Raw genomic sequence first — 20685 nt, forward strand, 5'->3', positions numbered from 1 at the left:
CTCGTGCTCTTCGGCGTGCTCACCGGACTCCAAACGGTCGCCTGGCTGACCGAACGCATGTCGGCATGGCGACTACCGGCCGAGGCGGACGCCCCCTAGTGGTGTGTCACTAGAGCTGCGCCGACCACCGCAGCGCGAGACCGCCGCCCGGCGGCGGGGTCGTCGTGAACGTTCCGCCGGCCTTCTCGGCCCGGAGCGCGAGGTTGGCCAGACCGCTCGGAGTCACGTCCGCCGGCAGCCCGATGCCGTTGTCGATGACCTGGACGACCAGCTCGTCGGCGACCGTGATCGACACCGTCACCGTCGTGGCCCGGGCGTGCTTCACGACGTTGCTGACCGCCTCGCGTATCACCGCGACGACATTCTCGGCCAATGGGCGATCGACCACGGACAGCGGACCCGAGGTCCGCACGTGCATCTGGATCGGCAGGTCGTCGATCTGCTGGTCGATGACCTCCTGCACACGCTGGCGCAACCGAGTGACGGTCATGTCCTCCGTCTGCAGGTCGAAGATGGTCGAGCGCACCTCCTGGACGATGTCCTGGAGGTTGTTGATCGAGCGGGTGAGCCGCGACCGGATATCGGGTGAGTGGGTGCGCTGCAGCGTCGCCTGTAGGCTGAGCCCCTCGGCGAAGATCCGCTGGATCACATGATCGTGGAGGTCGCGCGCGATACGCTCGCGGTCTTCGAGCACGCGCATGTGGTGGGCCTGCATCGTCGCGGTGGCCAACTGCATCGCGAGTGCGGCCTGGTCGGCGAAGTCCGCGCTCAGTCCCAGCAGATCCCGGGCGAACGGCTCCCGCCCGTCGGCCCGCATGGCGATCAGCACTCCCCGTGTGGAATCGACGGTGCGCAGCGGGGCGGCCATGACCGGCCCGTAGCGCGTCGAATCGCCGACCTCGTACTCCAGGTGATTCCGGAGCACGGGCCGGCGCTGGACGAACGCCGTCCCCGAGGTGGACCCGGTGATGGGGATGCTCTGGCCGCGGAAGACGTGTCCGTCTTCTCCCTCGGCGACCGTGATCACCAGTTCGTCGATCAGTTCCACGGGTTCTTCGGTGTCGTGGGGCTCGGCGATGAAGACCAGGTCGGCATCGGCCAGGGTCAGCACCTTCCGCGCGATCTGCTCGAGGACGTCTTGATGATCGGCGCCGGTCAGCAACTCGGTCATCACGTCCCGGTTGGCCTCGATCCAGGCCAGCTGGTTCTGCGCCTGCGCGTAGAGCCGGGCGTTGTCGATCGCGATCCCGGCAGCCGACGCCAGCGCCTGGATGACCACCTCGTCGTCCTCGGTGAAGACGCCGCCGTTTTTCTTCTCGGTCAGATAGAGATTGCCGAAGACCTCGTCGCGGACCCGGATCGGCGTGCCGAGGAAACTCGTCATCGGCGGGTGGTTGGCCGGGAAACCCGCCGATTCGGGGTGCTCGGACAAATCGGACAACCGCAGGAGCTCGGGCTGGTCGATGAGCTGACCGAGGACGCCGCCACCGGTGGGCAGGTCGCCGATCAGTACCCGGGTCTCGGCGTCGATGCCCTGGGAGAGGAACGCGGACAGGTGATGCCCGCTCCCGAGCACGCCCAGCGCCCCGTACTCGGCGTCGACGAGACGGATCGCCGACGCCACGATCGATTCGAGAGTGGTTTCCAGATCGAGTCCGGAACTGACGACCAACATCGCCTGCAGGAGCCCGTCGGTCTGATCGCGTACGTCGGCGATCAGGCTGATCCGGTCGGAGACCTCGTCGAGCAGTTCGCGCAAACGCATCTGCGACAGCGCTTTCTGCAATTCGAGCGATCTCGGATCCAGTTCCGAGAATTCGGAAACCATGTACCGGATCATAGTCAGGTTCATTTCCGGGTGCTGCACTTCGGGTTCGAACGCGGTTTCGCTCGGGGTGGGACACGAGCGATGACATTTAATTAGACCTGCACACATTCGTCTAATTCGTCCGGCCCGTCCTACAATCCGATTCAGGTGTCCGATCCGGAGGGAGACGGCATGATCAGGGTTTTCCTGGTGGACGACCACGAAGTCGTCCGACGGGGACTCGTCGAGTTGCTCGACTCCGTTTCCGACGTGGAGGTCGTCGGCGAGGCCGCCACCGTCGCGCAGGCGCTCGCGCGCATTCCCGCGGTGTCTCCGGATGTCGCCGTGCTCGACGTCCGGCTTCCGGACGGCAACGGCATCGAATTGTGCCGTGAGCTCCTCAGCAGAGTGGACGGCCTGCGTTGCCTCATGCTGACCTCACTGACCGACGACGAGGCGATGATGGACGCCATCCTGGCCGGGGCCAGCGGTTACGTGATCAAGGACATCACCGGGATGGAACTGGCGCAGGCGATCGCCGAGGTGGGCGCCGGCCGGTCTCTGCTCGACAATCGCGCCGCGGCAGCCTTGATGGATCGGTTACGCGCCCGGCAGGACGCCGCGGAACCGGCGGACGACGGACTCAGCGAGCAGGATCGGACGCTGCTGGCCCTACTCGGCGAGGGCCTGACCAACAGGCAGATCGCCGCGCGGATGCATCTCGCCGAGAAGACCGTCAAGAACTACGTCTCGCGACTGCTCGGCAGGCTCGGCATGGAGCGCCGGACCCAGGCGGCGGTGTACGCGGCGAAGACCGCGAACCGCGACCGACGACGCTGACGCGCCGCGCGGGGGGCCACGCGGGGGGTCGATCGAACGATGTGTCATTCGACTCTTGAGATCTACATCACATAAGCTGACACTGAAATGGTCGCTCGTCCGAACAGGGAGGGCTCTCGGACGAGTGCGGCCCGACGCCCGAACAAGTGACAGAGAAGGTCCATCGAGATGACAGTTGTTTCCGCATTCGTGGAAACCGGGACTTCCCCCTCCGACCGGCACTGCGGCAGTTGCGGACGCGCGTTCGCGATCCGTACGCCGCTCCGCCAGTCCGATCTGGACGATCTCGCCCGGGTCAACGGGTGGCACATCAGCACCGAGGCCACGTGGTGCCCCGGCTGCCGATGTGCCCGGATGAGTTTGTCCGACGTTCGCGCCCGGCCCGGCCGGACCGATCAGCCCGCCTGACCGCCGAGCCCGAACAGGGCCGGAACCACGCCGACGAGCTGCGAGAGCAGACCGGTCAGGACGTCGGCACCCGGAACGCCCGAGGTGGTGGGAGGCGTCGTCCCCGGCGTCGTGCCCGGAGCGGTTTGAGGGGTTGCTCCGGGCGCGTCGCCTGCGGGTGCACCCTGGTTGACACCGATGGTGATCTTCGGGTTCTTGGCCGGATCGAGCCACACGAGGATCTGTTTCATCAGCTCGCGTTCGATCGCGACGCAGCCCATGGTCGGTTCACCGTTGGTCACGTGGAGGAACATCGCCGACGCCCGCCCCGGGGTGCGTTGCGGGTTGTGCGCGATGTTGACCGCGTAGTCGTAGACCGGGCCGGAGTTGTAGAGGTTCTCACTGTCCCCGCCGGGGCTCTGCGGCTGACGCACGTGCGTGTTGTAGGTCGGCGACTTCATGTTCGAGTCCCACCAGTCCTGCTGGTCGACCTTGCGATACGGCATCTTGGTCCCGGGATTCTCCGCACGGCCGAAGGCCTGGTCGAGCGGGAAGGTGCCCTGCGGGGTCCGGTGGACGTTGTCCTTCGGCTCGCCCATGCCCAGCGAACCGAGGTAGGCCTTCGTCGGGCCGATGACGGGTTTCCAACTGCCGTCGGCGCCCCGGTCGAAGGCCGTCAGGGTGGCGGTGGTGTCGGACGCCTTCGGCGCGGTCACGACGATCATCTGGCTCGTCGGCCCACCCGCCCCGGGTACACCGGCACCGCCGGTGCCGTCGTCCGACCCGGTCCCACCGGCGAGCTGGTCGAGAATGCCGTCGAGCAGCGGCATGCCCGACCCGGGCGTCGTTCCCGGACTAGGCGTGGTGGACGTCCCCGGCGTGGATGTCTCGGGTGTAGTTGTCTCTGGGGCGGCGACCGACTGCCCGGCGCCGCCGACAACCGCGGCGAGCACCGCGATCACCAACAGTCCCAGCAGTCTCATTCGCCTCATCAGTAACTTCTGCACCATGCCAGTCTGACAGTACGCAAGAGACCATGAGTCACGTCCTGGTCACGGTGCGGTTCGGATCGGGTGTCGGCGACGAGTCGGTCAGCGTATGGACAGAAGCCGGATTCACTCGGTCGAGGTCGATTTCTCGATTCGAAAACACAGAATTGCCATGATTCGAGAGGCAGTACAAAAACGCATTCGACGAATTAATCTGAGAAAGGGGTCGAATTCTCTTGGACTTTGTTTGCGCGTTTGTTATCAGATCATTACTGTTGCGAACGACGGCGTCGAATAGAGGCGGCCGTCGAAACGGATAGCCATTCGATTAAGGGAGAACAATGACATCCTTGGAGAACGTCGAACTGCTCACCGCCATCGTCGACCTCTTGAATTCGCTCCGCGACTTCACCCCGATCGAACCGCCGACCGCCTGATCTGACACACGAGGGCCGCGTCGACTCCCTTCCGGAGTCGACGCGGCCTTCGAGTTTCCGGCGGCGAAATCCTTACGGCCACCGAGCAATTGGAACCCAGAGGTCGGCGCCGACCCTACGGCGCGAACTCCTCGAGCATCTCGGTCACGAGTGCGGCGATCGGCGACCGCTCGCTGCGGGTGAGCGTGATGTGCGCGAAGAGCGGGTGTCCCTTCAGCTTCTCGATGACCGCGGCGACGCCGTCATGGCGGCCCACGCGAAGATTGTCACGTTGCGCGACATCGTGGGTCAGCACCACGCGAGATCCCGACCCCAGGCGGGACAGGACGGTGAGCAACACGTTGCGTTCCAGCGACTGCGCCTCGTCGACGATGACGAACGAATCGTGCAGCGACCGCCCGCGGATGTGCGTCAGAGGCAGCACCTCCAGCATGCCGCGGCTCAAGACCTCGTCGATGACCTCCGGCGACGCGAGCCCCTCCAGCGTGTCGAAGACCGCCTGCGCCCACGGACCCATCTTGTCGGACTCACTACCGGGCAGATAGCCGAGCTGTTGTCCGCCGACGGCGTACAGCGGCCGGAACACGACGACCTTCCGCTGGGTACGCCGTTCCAGGACCGCTTCCAGTCCCGCACAGAGCGCGAGCGCCGATTTTCCGGTACCGGCCTTGCCGCCGAGCGAGACGATCCCCACGCTCTCGTCGAGGAGCAGGTCGAGGGCGACCCGCTGCTCGGCCGACCGTCCGTGCAGTCCGAAGGCCTCGCGGTCGCCGCGGACCAGTTGCACCCGCTTGTCCGCGTTCACCCGGCCCAGGGCACTCGACGTGGCGCTGAGCAGTCGAACACCGGTGTGACACGGCAGTTCGCGTGCCTCGTCGAGGTCGACGACGCCCTCGGCGAACAGCGTGTCGACCGTGGCGGTGGCGACATCGAGTTCGGTCATGCCCGACCACCCCGAGACCACGACATCCTGCGCGTGGTACTCGTCGGCGGCCAGGCCCACCGCGCCGGCCTTCACCCGCAGCGGTGTGTCCTTCGAGACCAGGGTCACGTCCTTGCCCTCGGCGCGCAGGTTCAGTGCGCAGGCGAGGATCCGGGAGTCGTTCGAATCGGTGCGGAAGCCGGCGGGCAGCACCGCGGGGTCGGTGTGGTTGAGCTCCACCTGGAGGGTGCCGCCCTCGTCGCCGATCTCGAGCGGCAGGTCCAGCCGGCCGTGTTCGAGTCGCATGTCGTCGAGCATGCGCAACGCCTCACGCGCGAACCAGCCGAGTTCGTGGTGGTGACGTTTGCCCTCGAGTTCGCTGATGACCACCAGTGGCAGCACGACGTGGTGTTCGGCGAAACGCATGACCGCCCAGGGATCGGACAGCAGCACGGAGGTATCGAGGACGTAGGTGCGTGTGGTCACGTGGGGCTCCTACGTTCGTGCGGCTCCCGCACAAACCAGTGTTGGTCGACCGGCCGGTCCAGTTGTCCGTTGTCCCGGCGTCAGCCGAGGGGGACGAGGACCGGGGCCGGTCCCCTCGCGTTGCTCGCACAAACCACGAATTGAACCTCCCGAACGAACCGCTTCCCCGCGGTCCGTCACTCGCCAACGTACGCGCGGAAATCGTTGGCGGCGCGCCGGAATCCGGTGTGTCGGCGTGAATTGTGGGTAAACCGCCGTATCGTTTCCACCGGAGACGCAACACGGCGCCACCAGGACTTTCGTCGTCCCGGTGGCGCCGTGTTCGTACTGGGCGCGAGTCGTCAGCGGCCGGTGCGGGCGAGGATGCGGGTGCGCGCGGCCTCCGCCTCCTCACCAAGACCGGAGACGGTGTCGAGCTTGACCGCGTCGGCCAGGGCCGCCGCGATGGCCGCCTTCACCTCGGCGTTCTCGTAGTCGGCGAGGAGTGCGCGCTCGGCGTCGAAGTCGGCGATGTCGTGGCCGATCGGCTCGTCGAGGGCCAGCGCCCGGTCGATGGCGAGGACCGTGGTGTCCTGGTCGGCGACGACACCGGCGTTGAGGGACGCGCCGAAGGTGGTGGCCTGGCCCTGGTCGTCGTTGGAGATCTTCGTCAGGATCTCCACGAGCGCCTCGTCGCCGGCAACCGCCGACAGGCGCTTGATGAAGTGCACGCACTGGTTCTCGTGTACCGCCATCAGCGCGAGCACGTCGAGCGGGCCGAGCGGCTCGACCTGCTCCGGCGTCTGCCGATACCCCTGCGTGACGTGGATGCGACGACGCTCCTCGGCGTCCACCGGATCGATCGCGCGCCGCACGACGAGGTAGTCGCGCAGGACGATCGCGTGGCGGTTGTCCTCGGCGGTCCACACGCCCACGAGCTGCCGCCAGTCCGAGAAGGCCGGGAAGTGCTTGGCCAGCACCCGGTGGTACGACGGCAGGTTGTCCTTGGTCAGCAGGAGGGCGAGCAGTCCCGCACGTGCCTCATCGGACAGGAAGGCCTCCGACGGATCGAAATCCGCTCCGCCGAGGAACCCGAAGTTGCGTCCGTCGTCCCACGGCACCCAGTCGTGCGGATTCCACGGAGCCGCGGCCGACTGGTGGTCTTCGGCGATCTCGGGAAGAGCCTTCTCGAGCGCGATGATCAGGTCGTCTTCAGTGAGGGCGTTCATCGCTGAAAGGATACGGACGCGCCGCCGGGACAGGCAATCCAGGTCAGATCCGGCTCATCAGGCCCCACTCCTCGAGACCGTCGTAGAGCGGGAAGTCGAGCGCGAGCTTGGACACGCGACCACGCAGCGCCGAGACGTCGGCGGCGTCGCCGGCCGCGAGCGCGGTGGCGATGATGTCGGCGACCTCGGTGAACTGTTCGTCGTCGAAGCCGCGGGTGGCCAGCGCCGGGGTGCCGATGCGCAGGCCCGAGGTGACCATCGGCGGCCGCGGATCGAACGGCACCGCATTGCGGTTGACGGTGATGCCGACCTGATGCAGCAGGTCCTCGGCCTGCTGGCCGTCGAGTGCGCTGTTGCGCAGATCGACGAGCACGAGGTGGACGTCGGTACCGCCGGTCAGGACCGAGACGCCGGCGCCGGCCACATCCGTGCCGTTGAGGCGTTCGGCGAGAATCCGCGCCCCGGACAGGGTGCGCCGCTGGCGCTCGGCGAATTCGTCGGTGGCGGCGATCTTCAGGGCCACCGCCTTACCGGCGATCGCGTGCATGAGCGGCCCGCCCTGCTGACCGGGGAACACCGCCGAGTTCAGCTTCTTGGCCCACTCCTGCTTGGCCAGGATGATCCCCGAACGCGGGCCGCCGAGGGTCTTGTGCACGGTCGAGGACACGACGTCGGCATGCGGGACCGGCGACGGATGCAGGCCGGCGGCGACGAGACCGGCGAAGTGGGCCATGTCGACCCAGAGGTATGCACCGACCTCGTCGGCGACGGAGCGAAACGCCTCAAAGTCGAGCGTGCGCGGGTAGGCCGACCACCCGGCGACGATGACCTTCGGTTTGACGTCGAGGGCGATCTTGCGCACCTCGTCCATGTCGATGCGGAAGTCCTCTTTGCTCACGCCGTAGAAGGCGTTCTCGTAGAGCTTGCCGGAGAAGTTCAGGCGCATGCCGTGGGTGAGGTGACCGCCGTGCGCGAGGTCGAGACCGAGCATGGTCTCCCCCGGCTCCATCAGGGCCTGCAGCACCGCGGCGTTGGCCTGGGCACCCGAGTGCGGTTGCACGTTCGCGAAGTCGGCGCCGAACAGTTCCTTCGCCCGGTTGCGGGCGATGTCCTCGACGACGTCGACGTACTCGCACCCGCCGTAGTAGCGACGTCCCGGATATCCCTCGGCGTATTTGTTGGTCAACACGCTGCCCTGGGCCTGCAGCACCGCACGCGGCACGAAGTTCTCCGAGGCGATCATCTCGAGGGTGTCCCGCTGGCGGCTGAGTTCACCGTTCATGGCGGCTGCGACGTCGGGGTCGAGCTCGGCCAGGGACATCGAGTTCAAGGATGACGGATTCGCGGTCATGCCCCGATTCTAGGTACCAGGCGCCGGGAGCGAAGCGAGCGGGCCGAGTGTCTACAGCAGTTCGCGCCGCAGACTCGCCGGGATGAGTGGTTCGTCGAGTAGGCGACCGAAGGCGGCCGCGCGGTCGTCGGCCTGCTCGAGCCACGCCTCGACCAATCGGTATCCCTCGACGTAGGTGCTGATGTACGCGCGCCAGAGCGGCGAGGTGAGGAATCGCAGCATCTGCCGGGCCCGTTCCTCGGGTGCGAGAAGCCAGCGCCGGAGATGTTCGGCGACGGTGTCGGCGTCGGCGTGGCGGTCGTGCAGCAGCAGCGCGGCGTCCTGACGAACGCCGAGGAGCCCGGCGGTGGCGCGTCCGACGCCCATCGCCCGGCCGGCGTCGAAGCGGAGTCCGAGGTCGGCGTAGATCTCCTGTGCCCACGTTTCCCACTCGGGACCGACGATCGCGGCCAGCGCGTGGTCGGCGAGGCCCTCGGCCATCAGGCACTGCGGGGTGTTGACCAGGAAGATCGACTGCTCGTCGTGCCCCGCGCCGACGAGCAACTGCTCTTTACGGCAGTGCTCGGTGTGGTGACCGGGGTAGGCCTCGTGCGCGATGAGCGCGGGCAGGGAGGACATGTACTGCGTGAGATCGGCGTTGATGGCGACGCGTGAGCGATAGTTGCCGAGGTAGTAGTTGAATCCCGACCACGGCTTGTCGGTGACGACCTCGAACTCGACGATCTCGTTGTCCGGCAACGGATATGCGGACCGAACTCGTTCGCGGAGCGCGCCGCTGAACGCGCGGACACACTCGTCGACCCGCTCGGGCGGGATCTCGTCGGCACGCCGGTGCGCGGCGTAGATGTCGCGGAGCTCGTCGCCGGTGGCGCCCGGGACGCCGAGGGCCTCCGCCAGGTCGGCGTGCGCCTGCCGATACCGGTCCGGATCGGCCATCGCGATGTCGACGTCGAAGTAGGCGCGGACCTCGTCGACGAATCCGACGTCGTCGCCGGCGAATTTGCGCGCCGAGCACTCCAGCGCGCGCAGGTGGGCGCCGATGAACTCGGCGCGCGCCGCGTCGAGAGCACCGGGCAGGTCGGCGAGCAGCCCGCGCGCGCGGTCGGCGAGCCGGGCGGGATCGGGTGCGGACGCGTTCTCGACCTCCGCCTTCAGCGCGGGATCGCCGGTGTAGGCGTCGACGAAGCCCCGTTCGAGGCGGTCGAAAGCGAGGCCGAGGCGGAGGTACTCGGCCACCAGCGGGTCCGAGGCGTGGTCGGTGTCGGCGACGGTCGGGGACGGCATACCGGCAGGCTACCGATCGACGCTGTCACACGTCGCCCTAAGCTGTACGCATGATCACTCCGGGAGCGGCGGAACCGACATCGGCGGAGCTGCCCTGATGGCCCGCAACGCCACCGATCGGGATCCCAGTCTGTACCTGGAACTCGACCGGAGGCAGTGGCGCGAACTCCGCGAGTCGATGCCCCTGGTCCTCAACGAGGACGAACTGGCCGAGCTCGTCGGCCTCGGTGAGCAGATCGACCTCGACGAGGTCGCCGACGTGTATCTGCCGCTCTCTCGTCTGATCCACCTGCAAGTCGCTGCGCGGCAACGGTTGTTCGCCGCGACCTCCACCTTCCTCGGTGAGCGACAGACCAATCGGCAGGTGCCCTTCGTCATCGGGATCGCCGGCAGTGTGGCGGTCGGGAAGTCGACGACGGCACGCGTGCTCGCCGCCCTGCTCGCCCGCTGGGAGTCCCACCCGAAGGTGGACCTGATCACCACCGACGGTTTTCTGCTGCGCACCGCGGAGATGCAGCGTCGGGGCATTCTGCACCGCAAGGGATTTCCCGAGTCCTACGATCGCCGGGCCCTTCTGCGCTTCGTCACCGAGGTGAAGTCGGGTGCGCGCGAGGTCGCCGCGCCGGTCTACTCGCACCTCGCCTACGACATCGTGCCCGACGTCTATCACTATGTGCGCCAGCCCGACATCCTGATCCTCGAGGGCCTCAACGTGCTCCAGACCGGAGCGACGCTGATGGTCTCGGACCTGTTCGACTTCTCCATCTACGTCGACGCCAAGATCGACGACATCGAATCCTGGTACATCTCGCGCTTCCTGCAGATGCGGACCACCTCGTTCGCCAACCCGGACTCGCACTTCCACGCGTACGCGTCGCTGACCGACGATCAGGCGACCGCCGCGGCCCGGGATCTGTGGACCTCGATCAACCGTCCGAATCTGATCGAGAACATCCTGCCCACCCGGCCGCGGGCGTCACTGGTGCTGCGCAAGGACTACGACCACTCCATCAACCGGGTGCGCCTGCGGAAGCTCTGACCGACGACGCGGCCCGGCGTTCGTCGAGTCCGGCCGGGTACCCGCCGGCCAGCGCGATGCGGTTCCACGCGTTGATCATCACGATCGACGCGACCAGCTGACCCATCGCGGCGGCGTCGAAATAGGCTCGTGCGGAATCGAACACGTCGTCGGGGACACCGTTCTCGCCGATCAGCGTGACGCTCTCGGTGAGAGCCAGCGCCGCCCGTTCGGCCGGGGTGAACGCCGATCCGGCCTCCCGCCACGCGGCGATCATCATCAGTTTGTGCGGGTCGATGTCCTTGGCGAGGGCATCGGAGGTGTGCATGTGCAGGCAGTAGGCGCACCCGTTGAGTTGCGAGGCCCGGATGACGATCAGTTCGGCGAGTTCTGGGTCAACGCCGGCCGACGATGCCCGCTGCAGAGCCACGAGGGCCTTGTACACGGACGGATTGTCCTGCGGTATCCACATTCTCGTCGCCGGCCGGGCGGCGGCGCTCATCGCCGTTCCCCGGCATTCGCACTCTCGCGACCGGCCAGCCACCCGTCGAGCGTCGTCGACGTGACGACGTCGGGATCGGCGGGCACGAGTCCGCCCCCGCGGATCGCCGGCCCCCCGAACCGGACGCCGAATATCCATCGCGGTGAGCCGGTCTGCGCAGCAACCGCTTTCGCCACATCGACCAGGTCCATCTCCACCGGTCCGCTCACCTCGATCGTCCGCTTCCCGGTCGGACCCGCGGTCACCACGTCGGCGACCGCCACGGCCACGTCGGCGACCGCGGCCGGGGCGCACCGCATCCTGGGCACCGCGGCGATCGGACCGAACCCCATCGACGACATCATCTGCTCGGCGAGCTCGAACCACTGCACCGACGCAAGGATGCTGAGTGCCGCGGGGTCGACGACCTCGCCGTAGGCGGCCTCCTGTGCCGCTTTGCCCTGGTAGTAACCGAATTTGGCGTTGACCGCCGGATCGCCGGCGTTGACGATCGACACCACGACGACGTGCGCGACGCCGGCCGTCGTCGCGGCGCGGCCGATCTTGGTCGCCGTGGTCTCGAAGAAGTCGATCGCCTCCTTCGCCTTCAGCGTCTGGAGACTGAGGCAGTCGACGACGGCGTCGGCACCGTCGAACGCCGCCGCCAGACCCGTTCCGGTGTAGGCGTCGACGCCGGTCGCCCGGCTGGCGCGCACCACCTCGTGGCCCCGCTCGACGAGCAGGTCGGCGACCCGACTTCCCAGCGCACCGCTGGCACCCACGACCACGATCTTCATCTCGTTCCTCCTCAAGGACGGACAGCTCTGTGTTGTGGGTTTAGGCTATGCCGCAATTAGCTCAAGAAAGTGGTCCAATCCGATGGCAGAAAAGCGGGTCAATTCGATGGCGGATCCCTGGGCCGAAGTAGCCGAGCGGCTGGGCGCGGACCTTTTCCTCGATCTGCAGCCCGATCCGGGCGCGGGTGCACGCGGGCGCGGTGCCACCCTGCGCCGGGCCCTCACCGAGGCGCTGCGCTCGGCCATCCTCGACAACCGGCTGCCCGCGGGCACCGCATTGCCGCCGTACCGATCCCTCGCCGCGGACCTCGGTCTCGCTCGCGGCACCGTGTCGGCGGTCTACTCCGAACTGATCGCGGAAGGGTGGCTGACCGCGCGCCAGGGCTCGGCCACCCGGGTCGCCGACGGTGCGGCACGGCCACCGGCCATCGACGATCCCGGTGCGTCCACCGCCTTGCCGGCCCTGCGTCACGACTTCTCGCTGGGACGACCCTGCGCCGGGATGTTCCCGCGCAACGACTGGATCCGCGCCACCCGACGCGCCCTGACCGAGACCCCCGACGACGCCTTCGGACCGGCTCACCCCCGCGGGCGCCTCGAGCTGCGGAACGCCCTCACCGGTTACCTGGCCCGCACGCGGGGTGTCCGCACCGCACCGGACCTGATCGTTCTCGGGACGTCGGTGCTGTCGGCACTGGAGTTGTTGGCGCGCACGGTGATCGGTGGTGTCGTCGCGGTCGAGAGCCACGGTCTGCCCTTTCATCGGCACGCCCTCGAGCGCGGCGGCGCGCGGGTCGTACCGGTGCGCATCGACGCCGACGGCATGGTGATCGACGAGCTCGAACGCACCGGGGCGGCCGCGGTCGTGCTGACCCCCAGCCACCAGTTCCCCACCGGTGTCGCTCTTTCGCCGGCGCGCCGGATGCAGGTCGTCGACTGGGCGCGGCGGACCGGCGCGGTCATCGTGGAGGACGACTACGACGGCGAGTTCCGCTACGACCGCGAACCGGTCGGTGCGTTGCAGGCGCTCGGCCCCGACGTCGTCGTCCACACCGGCTCGCTGAGCAAGAGCCTGTCGCCGGCGGTACGCGCGGGCTGGCTGGCCACTCCCGCCCACCTGGTCGAACCGGTGTTGCGCGGCAAGGGCTTCCGTGAGGCCGACGCGAGCATCGTCGATCAGCTCACGCTGGCCGAACTGATCGGTTCCGGAGCCTACGACCGGCACATCCGGCGCAGCCGTCAGGCCTACCGGACCCGGCGCGATGCGCTGGTGTCGGCCCTGGCCGGAATCGGACTCGAACTCCCCGGCATCGCCGCCGGACTGCACGCGTTGATCCCCGTCGACCATGCCGACGAGGGAACCATCGTCCACCGGGCCTACGAACGCGGAATCGCGGTGACCGGACAGTCCCTGTTCCGGCATCCCGACGCCGACCCGCTGCCCTCCGGCGGGATCGGCGTCGGCTTCGGCACTCCCGCGGCGTCGACCTTCGGCGCCGATCTCACCGCATTGACCGGGCTCCTGGCCGACTCCGCCGCACGCTGAACCCGGCGCGGATCGACACCGGCGGAGTCACTTGCCGAACCGCCGGCTCCGCGCGGAGTAGTCGCGCAAGGCGCGCAGGAAGTCCACCCGACGGAACTCCGGCCAGTAGGCGTCGGTGAACCAGATCTCCGAATAGGCGCTCTGCCACAACAGGAATCCCGACAGCCGCTGCTCTCCGGAGGTCCGGATCACGAGATCCGGGTCGGGCTGACCCTTGGTGTAGAGATTGGCGTCGATCGCCTCCACGGTGACCGCATCCACCATCTCGGCCGCAGTCGCCCCGGCGGTCACCTTCTCCTCCAGGAGTGCGCGAACCGCGTCCACGATCTCCTGGCGCCCGCCGTATCCGACGGCGACGTTGACGTTCATCCCCTGCCGTTCGGCGGTGCGGTCGGCGGCCGCCCGCAGACGTCCGGCCACCGGCTCGGGCAGTGCGTCGAGGGTGCCGACGATGCGGATCCGCCACTCGCCCTCGGACGCGGAGATCTCGTCGACGATGTCCGGCACGATCTCGAGGAGTGCGTCGAGCTCGTCCGACGACCGGTTGAGGTTCTCGGCCGACAACAGGTAGATCGTGACGGCTTCGATGCCCAGGCCGGCGCACCAGCCGAGCATGTCCGCGATGCGCTGGGCACCCACGCGATGTCCGTGGCTGACGTCCTCGAAACCAGCCTCACGCGCCCACCGCCGGTTGCCGTCGCAGATGATCGCCACGTGACGCGGCAGGCGCTCGGTGTCGAGGAGCTGGATGAGCCGCCGTTCGTAGACGGAGAGAACGGGTCGTCGAAGCCGGTCCGGCAGGAGCTTCATCCTCGCGTCGTTCCCGCGTCGTGTCGGCCTCGTGTCACGCAGGACACCTTACGCGTCGCATCGCGCCTTGCCGGTGACGCTGTGGACGCGCGAAGTTACGGTACCGTAGGTTCGGTGAGCACGTTGCTGAACCCGCCGGCTGACGTCCGCCCACGACTGCGCGGGGTCATCCACCACTACTCCGCCTATGTGGCCGCGGTCGCGGGGCTGGCCCTGGTGATCGGCGCGGCCACGGTCGGCGACCCCGTCGCCGTCGTCCCGTGTGCCGTCTACGCGGTCACCGTGCTCGGACTCTTCGCGATCAGCGCCGGCTACCACCGGATTCCGTGGAAGACCGCCCGCGCGCGGACCCGGATGAAACGTGCCGACCACGCGATGATCTTCCTGTTCATCGCCGTCACCTACACGCCGTTCTGCGCCCTCGGGCTTCCCTCGCCGACCAGTTGGTGGGTCCTCGGCATCGTCTGGGCCGGCGCAGCCGCCGGTGCGACCCTCAAGATCGCGTGGCCCGGCGCACCCCGCTGGCTCGGGGTCACCCTCTACATCGTGCTGGGCTGGGTGATCGTGGCCGTCGCCCCGGCGCTCGTCGGCGAGACCGGTCTGCCCGTTCTGATCCTGCTCGCGCTCGGCGGTGTCTTCTACAGCGTCGGTGGCGTCCTCTATGCGGCACGCTGGCCCGACCCCTGGCCGGAGACCTTCGGTCATCACGAGGTGTTCCATGCATGCACCGCAGTCGCGGCCCTGCTGCACTACGTCGCCGCCTGGCTCCTGGTGTTGGGCTGACCTGCCCGTTCGCTGACCGCGCGCGGTTCGGGCATGACCGCCGTCGCTATGCTCCTTCCGTGAACCCGGACGTGCGCGCCCTCCACCGCCTTCGCGGTGGGGTCGTCGGCGCGCTGTCGGCGAGCACCGCGGTGGCCGCGCACGGGCTCGCGGCCGGTTCTCTCCCCGCCACCTCATCTCTGGTGTTCATGATCGCGGCGTGCACCGTACTCGGCTGGACGATCGGCGCGACGGCCCGTCGTCGTCCCGGGTGGCTCGGCACGATCGGGCTCCTCGCGGCCGGACAGGTGCTCGCACACGTGTCCCTCACCGCGCTCGATGCCTCGTCGGCGCACCACGCCGGTGTGAGTGCGCTTGCACACGCGCCGAGCGGGACCATGCTGTTCGTCCACGCGGTGGCGACTCTGCTCACCGCCGCCGCCATCCACGTCGTCGAACCCGCCCTGCTCAGCGTCCTGACCGCGGTCGTCGCTCTCATCCGGGCCGTCCTCGACCCGCCCGCTGACGACGCGATCCTGCGCGCCCCGCGGGCGACCCACGACGACGCGCGGCCCCGCCTGCGCGCCATCGCCGCTCTCGACACCCGCGGACCCCCGGCCCTCACGCGCTGATTCCCTACTCCGCCGACCCGTCACCCGACGGGCCGGTCGGTGCGCGTCTGCCATCCCGCCTGACCGCGGTCGATGCCGCGCGCCGTCTTCCGCATGAGAGGCCCACCGTGTCCCTGTCGAACCTGTCCCGCCCCGGTGAACCCACCGGGCCGCCCGACCCCCGTCCCAAAACATCCGACGACAACCCCACTCCACCAGCCGCCGCACCAGACCGGCGGGTGACCCCGAACAGCTGGCAACCTCTGCTGCGCCGCTTGCACTTCTACGCAGGCATCTTCATCGCGCCGTTCCTGATCGTTGCGGCGGTCAGTGGCGGGCTCTACGCGATCTCCCCGTCGCTGGAACAGGTCGTCTACCGCGATCAACTCTCCACCGACAGCACCGGCGACGCACGTCCGATCTCCGAACAGGTCGAGGCGGCGGCCCGGCTCCGCCCGGACCTCACCCTGTCCGCGGTGCGCCCGGCCGCCGAGGCCGGCGACACGACCCGCGTCCTGTTCGACGATCCCTCCCTCGGGGCGTCGAAGCGCCAGGCCGTGTTCATCGATCCGGTGACCCTGGAATCGACCGGAGAGCTGGTGTCCTACGGCAGCAGCGCGGCGTTGCCGATGCGCACCTGGATCAGCGAACTGCACCGTCACCTCCATCTCGGCGAGCCCGGCCGGATCTACAGCGAGCTCGCCGCCTCCTGGCTGTGGGTCATCGCCGTGGCCGGCCTCACGCTGTGGATCTCCGCGTATCGCGCGCGCCGAAAACGACGCGCCGCCGACCTGGTCGCCTTCGACCGATCGGCGACCGGACGCAACCGCACCCGCAACCGGCACGGCGTGATCGGCGTCTGGATCGCGGTGGGGTTGGTGTTCTTGTCGGCCACCGGTCTGACTTGGTCGAAGTACGCCGGTGAGCACGTCTCCGATGTGCGCACGGCGCTGAGCTGGACGACCCCGACGGTCGACACCTCGCTGTCCGGATCGACGTCCGGATCGGACGGGCTGGGTGATCACAGCGGGCACGGCGATCACGGCGGCGCGGGTCACGAGCAGCACGTTCCGGAAGCGTCCGGGCAGACGATCGCGCAGCTCGACCGGGTGCTGGGCACCGCTCGGGCCGCCGGTGTGGACGGCCAGGTGGAGGTCTCGATCCCGACCGATGCGGACACCGCCTTCACCATCGCCGAGACCAGGCAGCCCTGGCAGTTCGCCCAGGACACCGTCACCGTGAACGGCGCGACCGGTGCCGTTGTCGACGAACTGCGGTTCGCCGACTGGCCGCTCGCCGCGAAACTCACGACCTGGGGCATCGCACTGCACATGGGCATCCTGTTCGGCTGGGTGAGCCAGCTGGTTCTCCTGCTCCTGGCGATCGCGCTCGTGGTGTTGATCGTCCGCGGCTATCAGATGTGGTGGCAACGGCGGCCGAAGCGTGGCGGCGCGGTCGCGGTGGGTCGCCCGCCGGCACGGGGTGCACTGCGTCGGGTGCCGGTGGCCGGCGCGGTCGCGATCGTGGTGGTGGCCGCGGTGGTGGGCTGGTTCGTGCCGTTGCTCGGACTCAGCCTGCTCGGGTTCCTCGTGGTCGACGCCGCACTCGGAATCCGCGCCCGTCGCAAGCGAGTCGGCGTCGTGACCGACGCCGAGAGCGAGTCGAGCGGGTTGATCGACTCGCGGTAGCCCGTCGGGCAGGCGGCGGGGACGTACGCGTGGAGGTCGGAGACTTCACCTCCGCATCATGTCCCCGCCGTCTGCAGGTGGAGCCCAGGTCAGGTGATCCTGGTCGGCTGAGGCCATGCGGGGAAACCCGGCCGACGCATCACCGGCCCTTCTCACACCGTCGACCATCCGTTGTCATCCCGACCTCACGCTCCGCGGCGGCACTTCCCGACGCCGCTTCCTCACCTGGTCGGCACTCGTCGCCGGTCTCGCGTTCACGCCCGGCCTCCTCGGCGGCACCTCGCCGGCCCTACCCACACCGGCTCACCCCGCCGGCGTGTTCGGACTCGGGGTGGCGTCCGGTGACCCCCTCCCCGACGGCGTTGTGCTGTGGACGCGATTGTCGCGCAACCCGTTCGCGCCCGGTGGCGGCATGGGACCACGCCCGGTGCGAGTCGACTGGGAGATCGCCGCCAACGAATCCATGACCCGCATCGTGCGTCGGGGTACGGTCCACGCCACCGCGGAATGGGGGCACAGCGTGCACGTCAATGTCCGCGGTCTCGCGCCCGCCGCCGACTACTTCTATCGGTTCCGGGCACTCGGCGAGGTCTCGACGGTCGGCCGGACCCGAACGGCACCAGCACCTTTCGCACGCGTCGAGAAGATGACGGTCGCCGTCGCGTCCTGCCAGAACTGGTCCGACGGCTACTACCATGCGTACGCCGACCTGGCGGCGCATGCACCCGACGTGGTGCTCCACCTCGGTGACTACATCTACGAGAAGCCGATCCCGGTTCATGGTGGTGCGAGACCCGATGCGGTGCTTCCTCTCTCGGCAACACGGGAAGCAGTCGACCTCGACGACTACCGCGAGCGCTACGCGCTGTACAAGTCCGACCCCGACCTCCAACTCGCCCACGCGATGGCACCGTTCGTGATCACCTTCGACGATCATGAGGTCGACAACAACTGGGCCGCAGCGATTCCCGAGGACCACACCCCACTCACCGCGTTCGCGCTGCGTCGCGCCCGCGCGCTGCGCGCCTGGTGGGAGAACACGCCGGTGCGGGTGGCGGCCCGACCGAACGGAACCGTCATCCGCGCGCATCGGCGGCTCGGTTTCGGCGATCTCGTCGACCTCACCCTCCTCGACACCCGCAGTCACCGCAGCGATCAGGCCAACGGGGACAACGACACCGGGCAGAACGCGCGCACCGCGGACGTCTCCCGCACCATCCTCGGCGCCGAACAGGAACGATGGGTGCTCGACGGTTTCGCCTCGTCCCGGCACCGGTGGAACGTCCTCGCCCAGCAGGTACCGATGGCCGACCTCGCCCGAACCGTCGGCTCGACCCGGGCGGTCAGCATGGACGGGTGGAGCGGCTACGAGGCCTCGCGCTCCCGCATCCTCGGCGGCGCCGCCGACCGGGGCGTGCGCAATCTGGTGTCCCTCGCCGGCGACATCCATCGCAGCGTGGTCGCCGACCTCCGGACCTCCTACACCGATGAATCGCTCACGCGCGGCGTCGAATTGGCCGCGACGTCGATCACCTCCGGCGGGGACGGGGAGGACAGCGACGACGGCGACCGCCGCCTCAAGGAAGCGTCACCCCACGTCCGGTTCGGCAACTCGCAACGCGGCTACCTGCTCAACCGGATCCACTCCGATCGGTGGGAGGCCGAGTTCCGCGTGGCGCCGTCGGTACGGTCGCCCCGCGGAACACTGCGTCGTCGAGCACTGATCACGATCCCGGACTCGACGTCTGAGGTCGACGTCGTCTGACCCGAGCGAAGCGTCTCCCATCGTTCCCCGGTCCGAAAGAAGCACACAACCCACTGATCCCTGAGGTGCGAGGAGCGCAAGCGACGAGCCACGAAGGGCCTGGTGAGACACGTTGCTACACCCTTCGTGGCTCGCTTCGCTCGCACCTCAGGGAGCATGAGATTCGGACGCTCACGAGTGTTCTTTCATGGTCCACGACGGCCGCCGAGCCGCAGATACTGAGGCGAGGGAAGGGTCAGCCCCGCGCGAGCGCCGCCAGGACCTGGGCGCTGGCCTCCCAGCCCATGCACTTGTCGGTGACGGACTTGCCGTACACCAGCGGGGTGGCCTCGGTCGACTGCGCGCCGGGCTCGAGGAAGCTCTCCAGCATCACGCCGCTGACGTTCGAGGGCTCACCGGCCTCGCGCGCCGCCCGGAGTCGCGTCGCGATCTCGGTGGCGACCTCCGCCTGACGGACATGATCCTTGCCCGAATTGGCGTGCGAACAGTCGATCATGACCCGGGCGGGCAGGCCGGCCGCGGCGAGCGCCTCGGCGGCCGCCGACACCGACTCCGCGTCGAAGTTCGGGCCGCGCGTGCCGCCGCGCAGGATGATGTGGCAGTCCTCGTTGCCCGCGGTCTCCACCACGGCACCGTTGCCGAAGTCGTCGACTCCGAAGAAGACGTGTTCGGCCGCAGCGGCTTTCACGCCGTCGATGGCGACCTGGACGTTGCCGTCGGTGCCGTTCTTGAAGCCGATCGGCATCGACAGGCCCGACGCCAGCTGCCGGTGGACCTGGGACTCGGTGGTGCGGGCGCCGATGGCACCCCACGCGACCGCGTCGGCGATGTACTGCGGGCTGGTCGGTTCGAGGAACTCACATCCGACGGGCAGACCGAGGTCGATGATGTCGAGCAGCAACGACCGGGCGGTGCGCAGGCCACGCTCGACATCGAAGGTGTTGTCCATCCCGGGGTCGTTGATCAGGCCCTTCCACCCCACGGTGGTGCGCGGCTTCTCGAAGTAGACGCGCATCACGATCTTGAGTCGCTCGGAGTAGGCATCGGCCAGCGGCGCGAGGCGCCGGGCGTAGTCGATGGCGGCGATCGGATCGTGGACCGAACAGGGCCCGACGATGACGAGCAGCCGGTCATCGCGGCCGGCGAGGATGTCGGCGATCTCGTCCCGGTCGCGCTGGACGGCGACGGCTCGTCGTGCCGAGAGGGGCAATTCGCTGCGCACGGTGTCGGGCGACGGGATCGGACGGAACGCCCGGATGCGGCGGTCGGAGGTCGATTCGGCGTTGTCGTCGGATCGGATCGGGAGGTCCGGCAAGGTGGTCACGTTGTGTGCCTTTCGAGGTCATGCCCGTGTCGTTGTGGTGACGAGGCATGCCCTGGGTGTGGTCGGAGCCCCGCTCAAATGACAAGAGCAGCGACCGTGGGGTCGCTGCTCGGGCTCCGGGTGTGTCGTGCGCGCGTCAGGTCAACGCATCATCGTGGCCCCACCCGGAGCC

Annotated in this window: 18 protein-coding genes; 8 read left to right on the forward strand and 10 right to left on the reverse strand. The window is 68.5% G+C overall.

Annotated elements, in window-relative coordinates; translation table 11 throughout:
* Positions 1 to 109: 109 nt before the first annotated feature.
* Complete coding sequence (locus tag Q9R39_RS05740; protein ID WP_058250889.1) at positions 110 to 1828, reverse strand: GAF domain-containing sensor histidine kinase; 1719 nt, start codon at positions 1826 to 1828, stop codon at positions 110 to 112.
* 171 nt (positions 1829 to 1999) lie between these two features.
* Here Q9R39_RS05740 and Q9R39_RS05745 point away from each other — a divergent pair, with 171 nt between their 5' ends.
* Positions 2000 to 2647: a response regulator transcription factor gene (locus Q9R39_RS05745; RefSeq protein WP_058250890.1), complete on the forward strand. Its 648-nt coding sequence runs from the start codon at positions 2000 to 2002 to the stop codon at positions 2645 to 2647.
* 168 nt (positions 2648 to 2815) lie between these two features.
* Positions 2816 to 3055 carry a hypothetical protein gene (locus tag Q9R39_RS05750; protein WP_058250723.1) on the forward strand — a complete coding sequence of 80 codons (240 nt, stop codon included), beginning with the start codon at positions 2816 to 2818 and terminating at the stop codon, positions 3053 to 3055.
* Here the strand turns inward: Q9R39_RS05750 and Q9R39_RS05755 are convergent.
* From Q9R39_RS05755 to Q9R39_RS05775, 5 genes are all read right to left on the reverse strand, one after another.
* Positions 3043 to 4017 (reverse strand): L,D-transpeptidase, encoded by a 975-nt coding sequence (locus Q9R39_RS05755; RefSeq protein WP_058250724.1) that lies wholly within the window; start codon positions 4015 to 4017, stop codon positions 3043 to 3045. The two genes, Q9R39_RS05750 and Q9R39_RS05755, sit on opposite strands and share 13 nt — an antisense overlap.
* Before the next feature lie 558 nt (positions 4018 to 4575).
* On the reverse strand, positions 4576 to 5868 hold the full coding sequence (locus Q9R39_RS05760) for a PhoH family protein (RefSeq protein ID WP_058250725.1): 1293 nt from the start codon (positions 5866 to 5868) through the stop codon (positions 4576 to 4578).
* Between the two features lie 341 nt (positions 5869 to 6209).
* A complete protein-coding gene (locus Q9R39_RS05765; RefSeq protein WP_058250726.1) occupies positions 6210 to 7076 on the reverse strand; it encodes an acyl-ACP desaturase in 867 nt (288 codons plus the stop codon).
* A gap of 43 nt (positions 7077 to 7119) precedes the next feature.
* Positions 7120 to 8427, reverse strand: a complete 1308-nt coding sequence (gene glyA, locus Q9R39_RS05770; RefSeq protein WP_058250727.1) for a serine hydroxymethyltransferase — start codon at positions 8425 to 8427, stop codon at positions 7120 to 7122.
* Between the two features lie 51 nt (positions 8428 to 8478).
* Positions 8479 to 9711, reverse strand: a complete 1233-nt coding sequence (locus Q9R39_RS05775; RefSeq protein ID WP_058250728.1) for a hypothetical protein — start codon at positions 9709 to 9711, stop codon at positions 8479 to 8481.
* Positions 9712 to 9808: 97 nt separating this feature from the next.
* Here Q9R39_RS05775 and coaA point away from each other — a divergent pair, with 97 nt between their 5' ends.
* Positions 9809 to 10750, forward strand: a complete 942-nt coding sequence (gene coaA / locus Q9R39_RS05780; RefSeq protein WP_058250729.1) for a type I pantothenate kinase — start codon at positions 9809 to 9811, stop codon at positions 10748 to 10750.
* Here the strand turns inward: coaA and Q9R39_RS05785 are convergent.
* Complete coding sequence (locus tag Q9R39_RS05785) at positions 10722 to 11231, reverse strand: carboxymuconolactone decarboxylase family protein (RefSeq protein ID WP_058250730.1); 510 nt, start codon at positions 11229 to 11231, stop codon at positions 10722 to 10724. The genes coaA and Q9R39_RS05785 overlap by 29 nt on opposite strands.
* Complete coding sequence (locus tag Q9R39_RS05790) at positions 11228 to 12007, reverse strand: SDR family oxidoreductase (RefSeq protein ID WP_058250731.1); 780 nt, start codon at positions 12005 to 12007, stop codon at positions 11228 to 11230. The genes Q9R39_RS05785 and Q9R39_RS05790 overlap by 4 nt, the downstream gene beginning before the upstream one ends.
* An 82-nt stretch (positions 12008 to 12089) precedes the next feature.
* Between Q9R39_RS05790 and Q9R39_RS05795 the strand changes: the two genes are divergently transcribed.
* Positions 12090 to 13553, forward strand: a complete 1464-nt coding sequence (locus Q9R39_RS05795) for a PLP-dependent aminotransferase family protein (RefSeq protein WP_058250732.1) — start codon at positions 12090 to 12092, stop codon at positions 13551 to 13553.
* Between the two features lie 27 nt (positions 13554 to 13580).
* Here the strand turns inward: Q9R39_RS05795 and Q9R39_RS05800 are convergent, their stop codons facing one another.
* Positions 13581 to 14363 carry an isoprenyl transferase gene (locus tag Q9R39_RS05800; protein WP_058250733.1) on the reverse strand — a complete coding sequence of 261 codons (783 nt, stop codon included), beginning with the start codon at positions 14361 to 14363 and terminating at the stop codon, positions 13581 to 13583.
* 114 nt (positions 14364 to 14477) lie between these two features.
* Here Q9R39_RS05800 and Q9R39_RS05805 point away from each other — a divergent pair, with 114 nt between their 5' ends.
* From Q9R39_RS05805 to Q9R39_RS05820, 4 genes are all read left to right on the forward strand, one after another.
* Positions 14478 to 15146 carry a hemolysin III family protein gene (locus tag Q9R39_RS05805; protein WP_058250734.1) on the forward strand — a complete coding sequence of 223 codons (669 nt, stop codon included), beginning with the start codon at positions 14478 to 14480 and terminating at the stop codon, positions 15144 to 15146.
* A gap of 59 nt (positions 15147 to 15205) precedes the next feature.
* Positions 15206 to 15757, forward strand: coding sequence for a hypothetical protein (locus Q9R39_RS05810; protein WP_231742312.1), 552 nt, complete (start codon positions 15206 to 15208; stop codon positions 15755 to 15757).
* Positions 15758 to 15864: 107 nt separating this feature from the next.
* The gene (locus Q9R39_RS05815) at positions 15865 to 17424 is read left to right on the forward strand and encodes a PepSY domain-containing protein (protein ID WP_374193859.1); all 1560 of its coding nucleotides are present in this window, start codon (positions 15865 to 15867) and stop codon (positions 17422 to 17424) included.
* A 115-nt stretch (positions 17425 to 17539) separates the two neighbouring features.
* Complete coding sequence (locus Q9R39_RS05820; protein ID WP_311277193.1) at positions 17540 to 19189, forward strand: alkaline phosphatase D family protein; 1650 nt, start codon at positions 17540 to 17542, stop codon at positions 19187 to 19189.
* Between the two features lie 235 nt (positions 19190 to 19424).
* Here the strand turns inward: Q9R39_RS05820 and Q9R39_RS05825 are convergent, their stop codons facing one another.
* Positions 19425 to 20513 (reverse strand): 3-deoxy-7-phosphoheptulonate synthase, encoded by a 1089-nt coding sequence (locus Q9R39_RS05825; protein ID WP_058250736.1) that lies wholly within the window; start codon positions 20511 to 20513, stop codon positions 19425 to 19427.
* Positions 20514 to 20685 lie beyond the last annotated feature (172 nt).

This window comes from Gordonia sp. AC31 (assembly GCF_031844505.1).
Lineage (GTDB): Bacteria > Actinomycetota > Actinomycetes > Mycobacteriales > Mycobacteriaceae > Gordonia > Gordonia hongkongensis.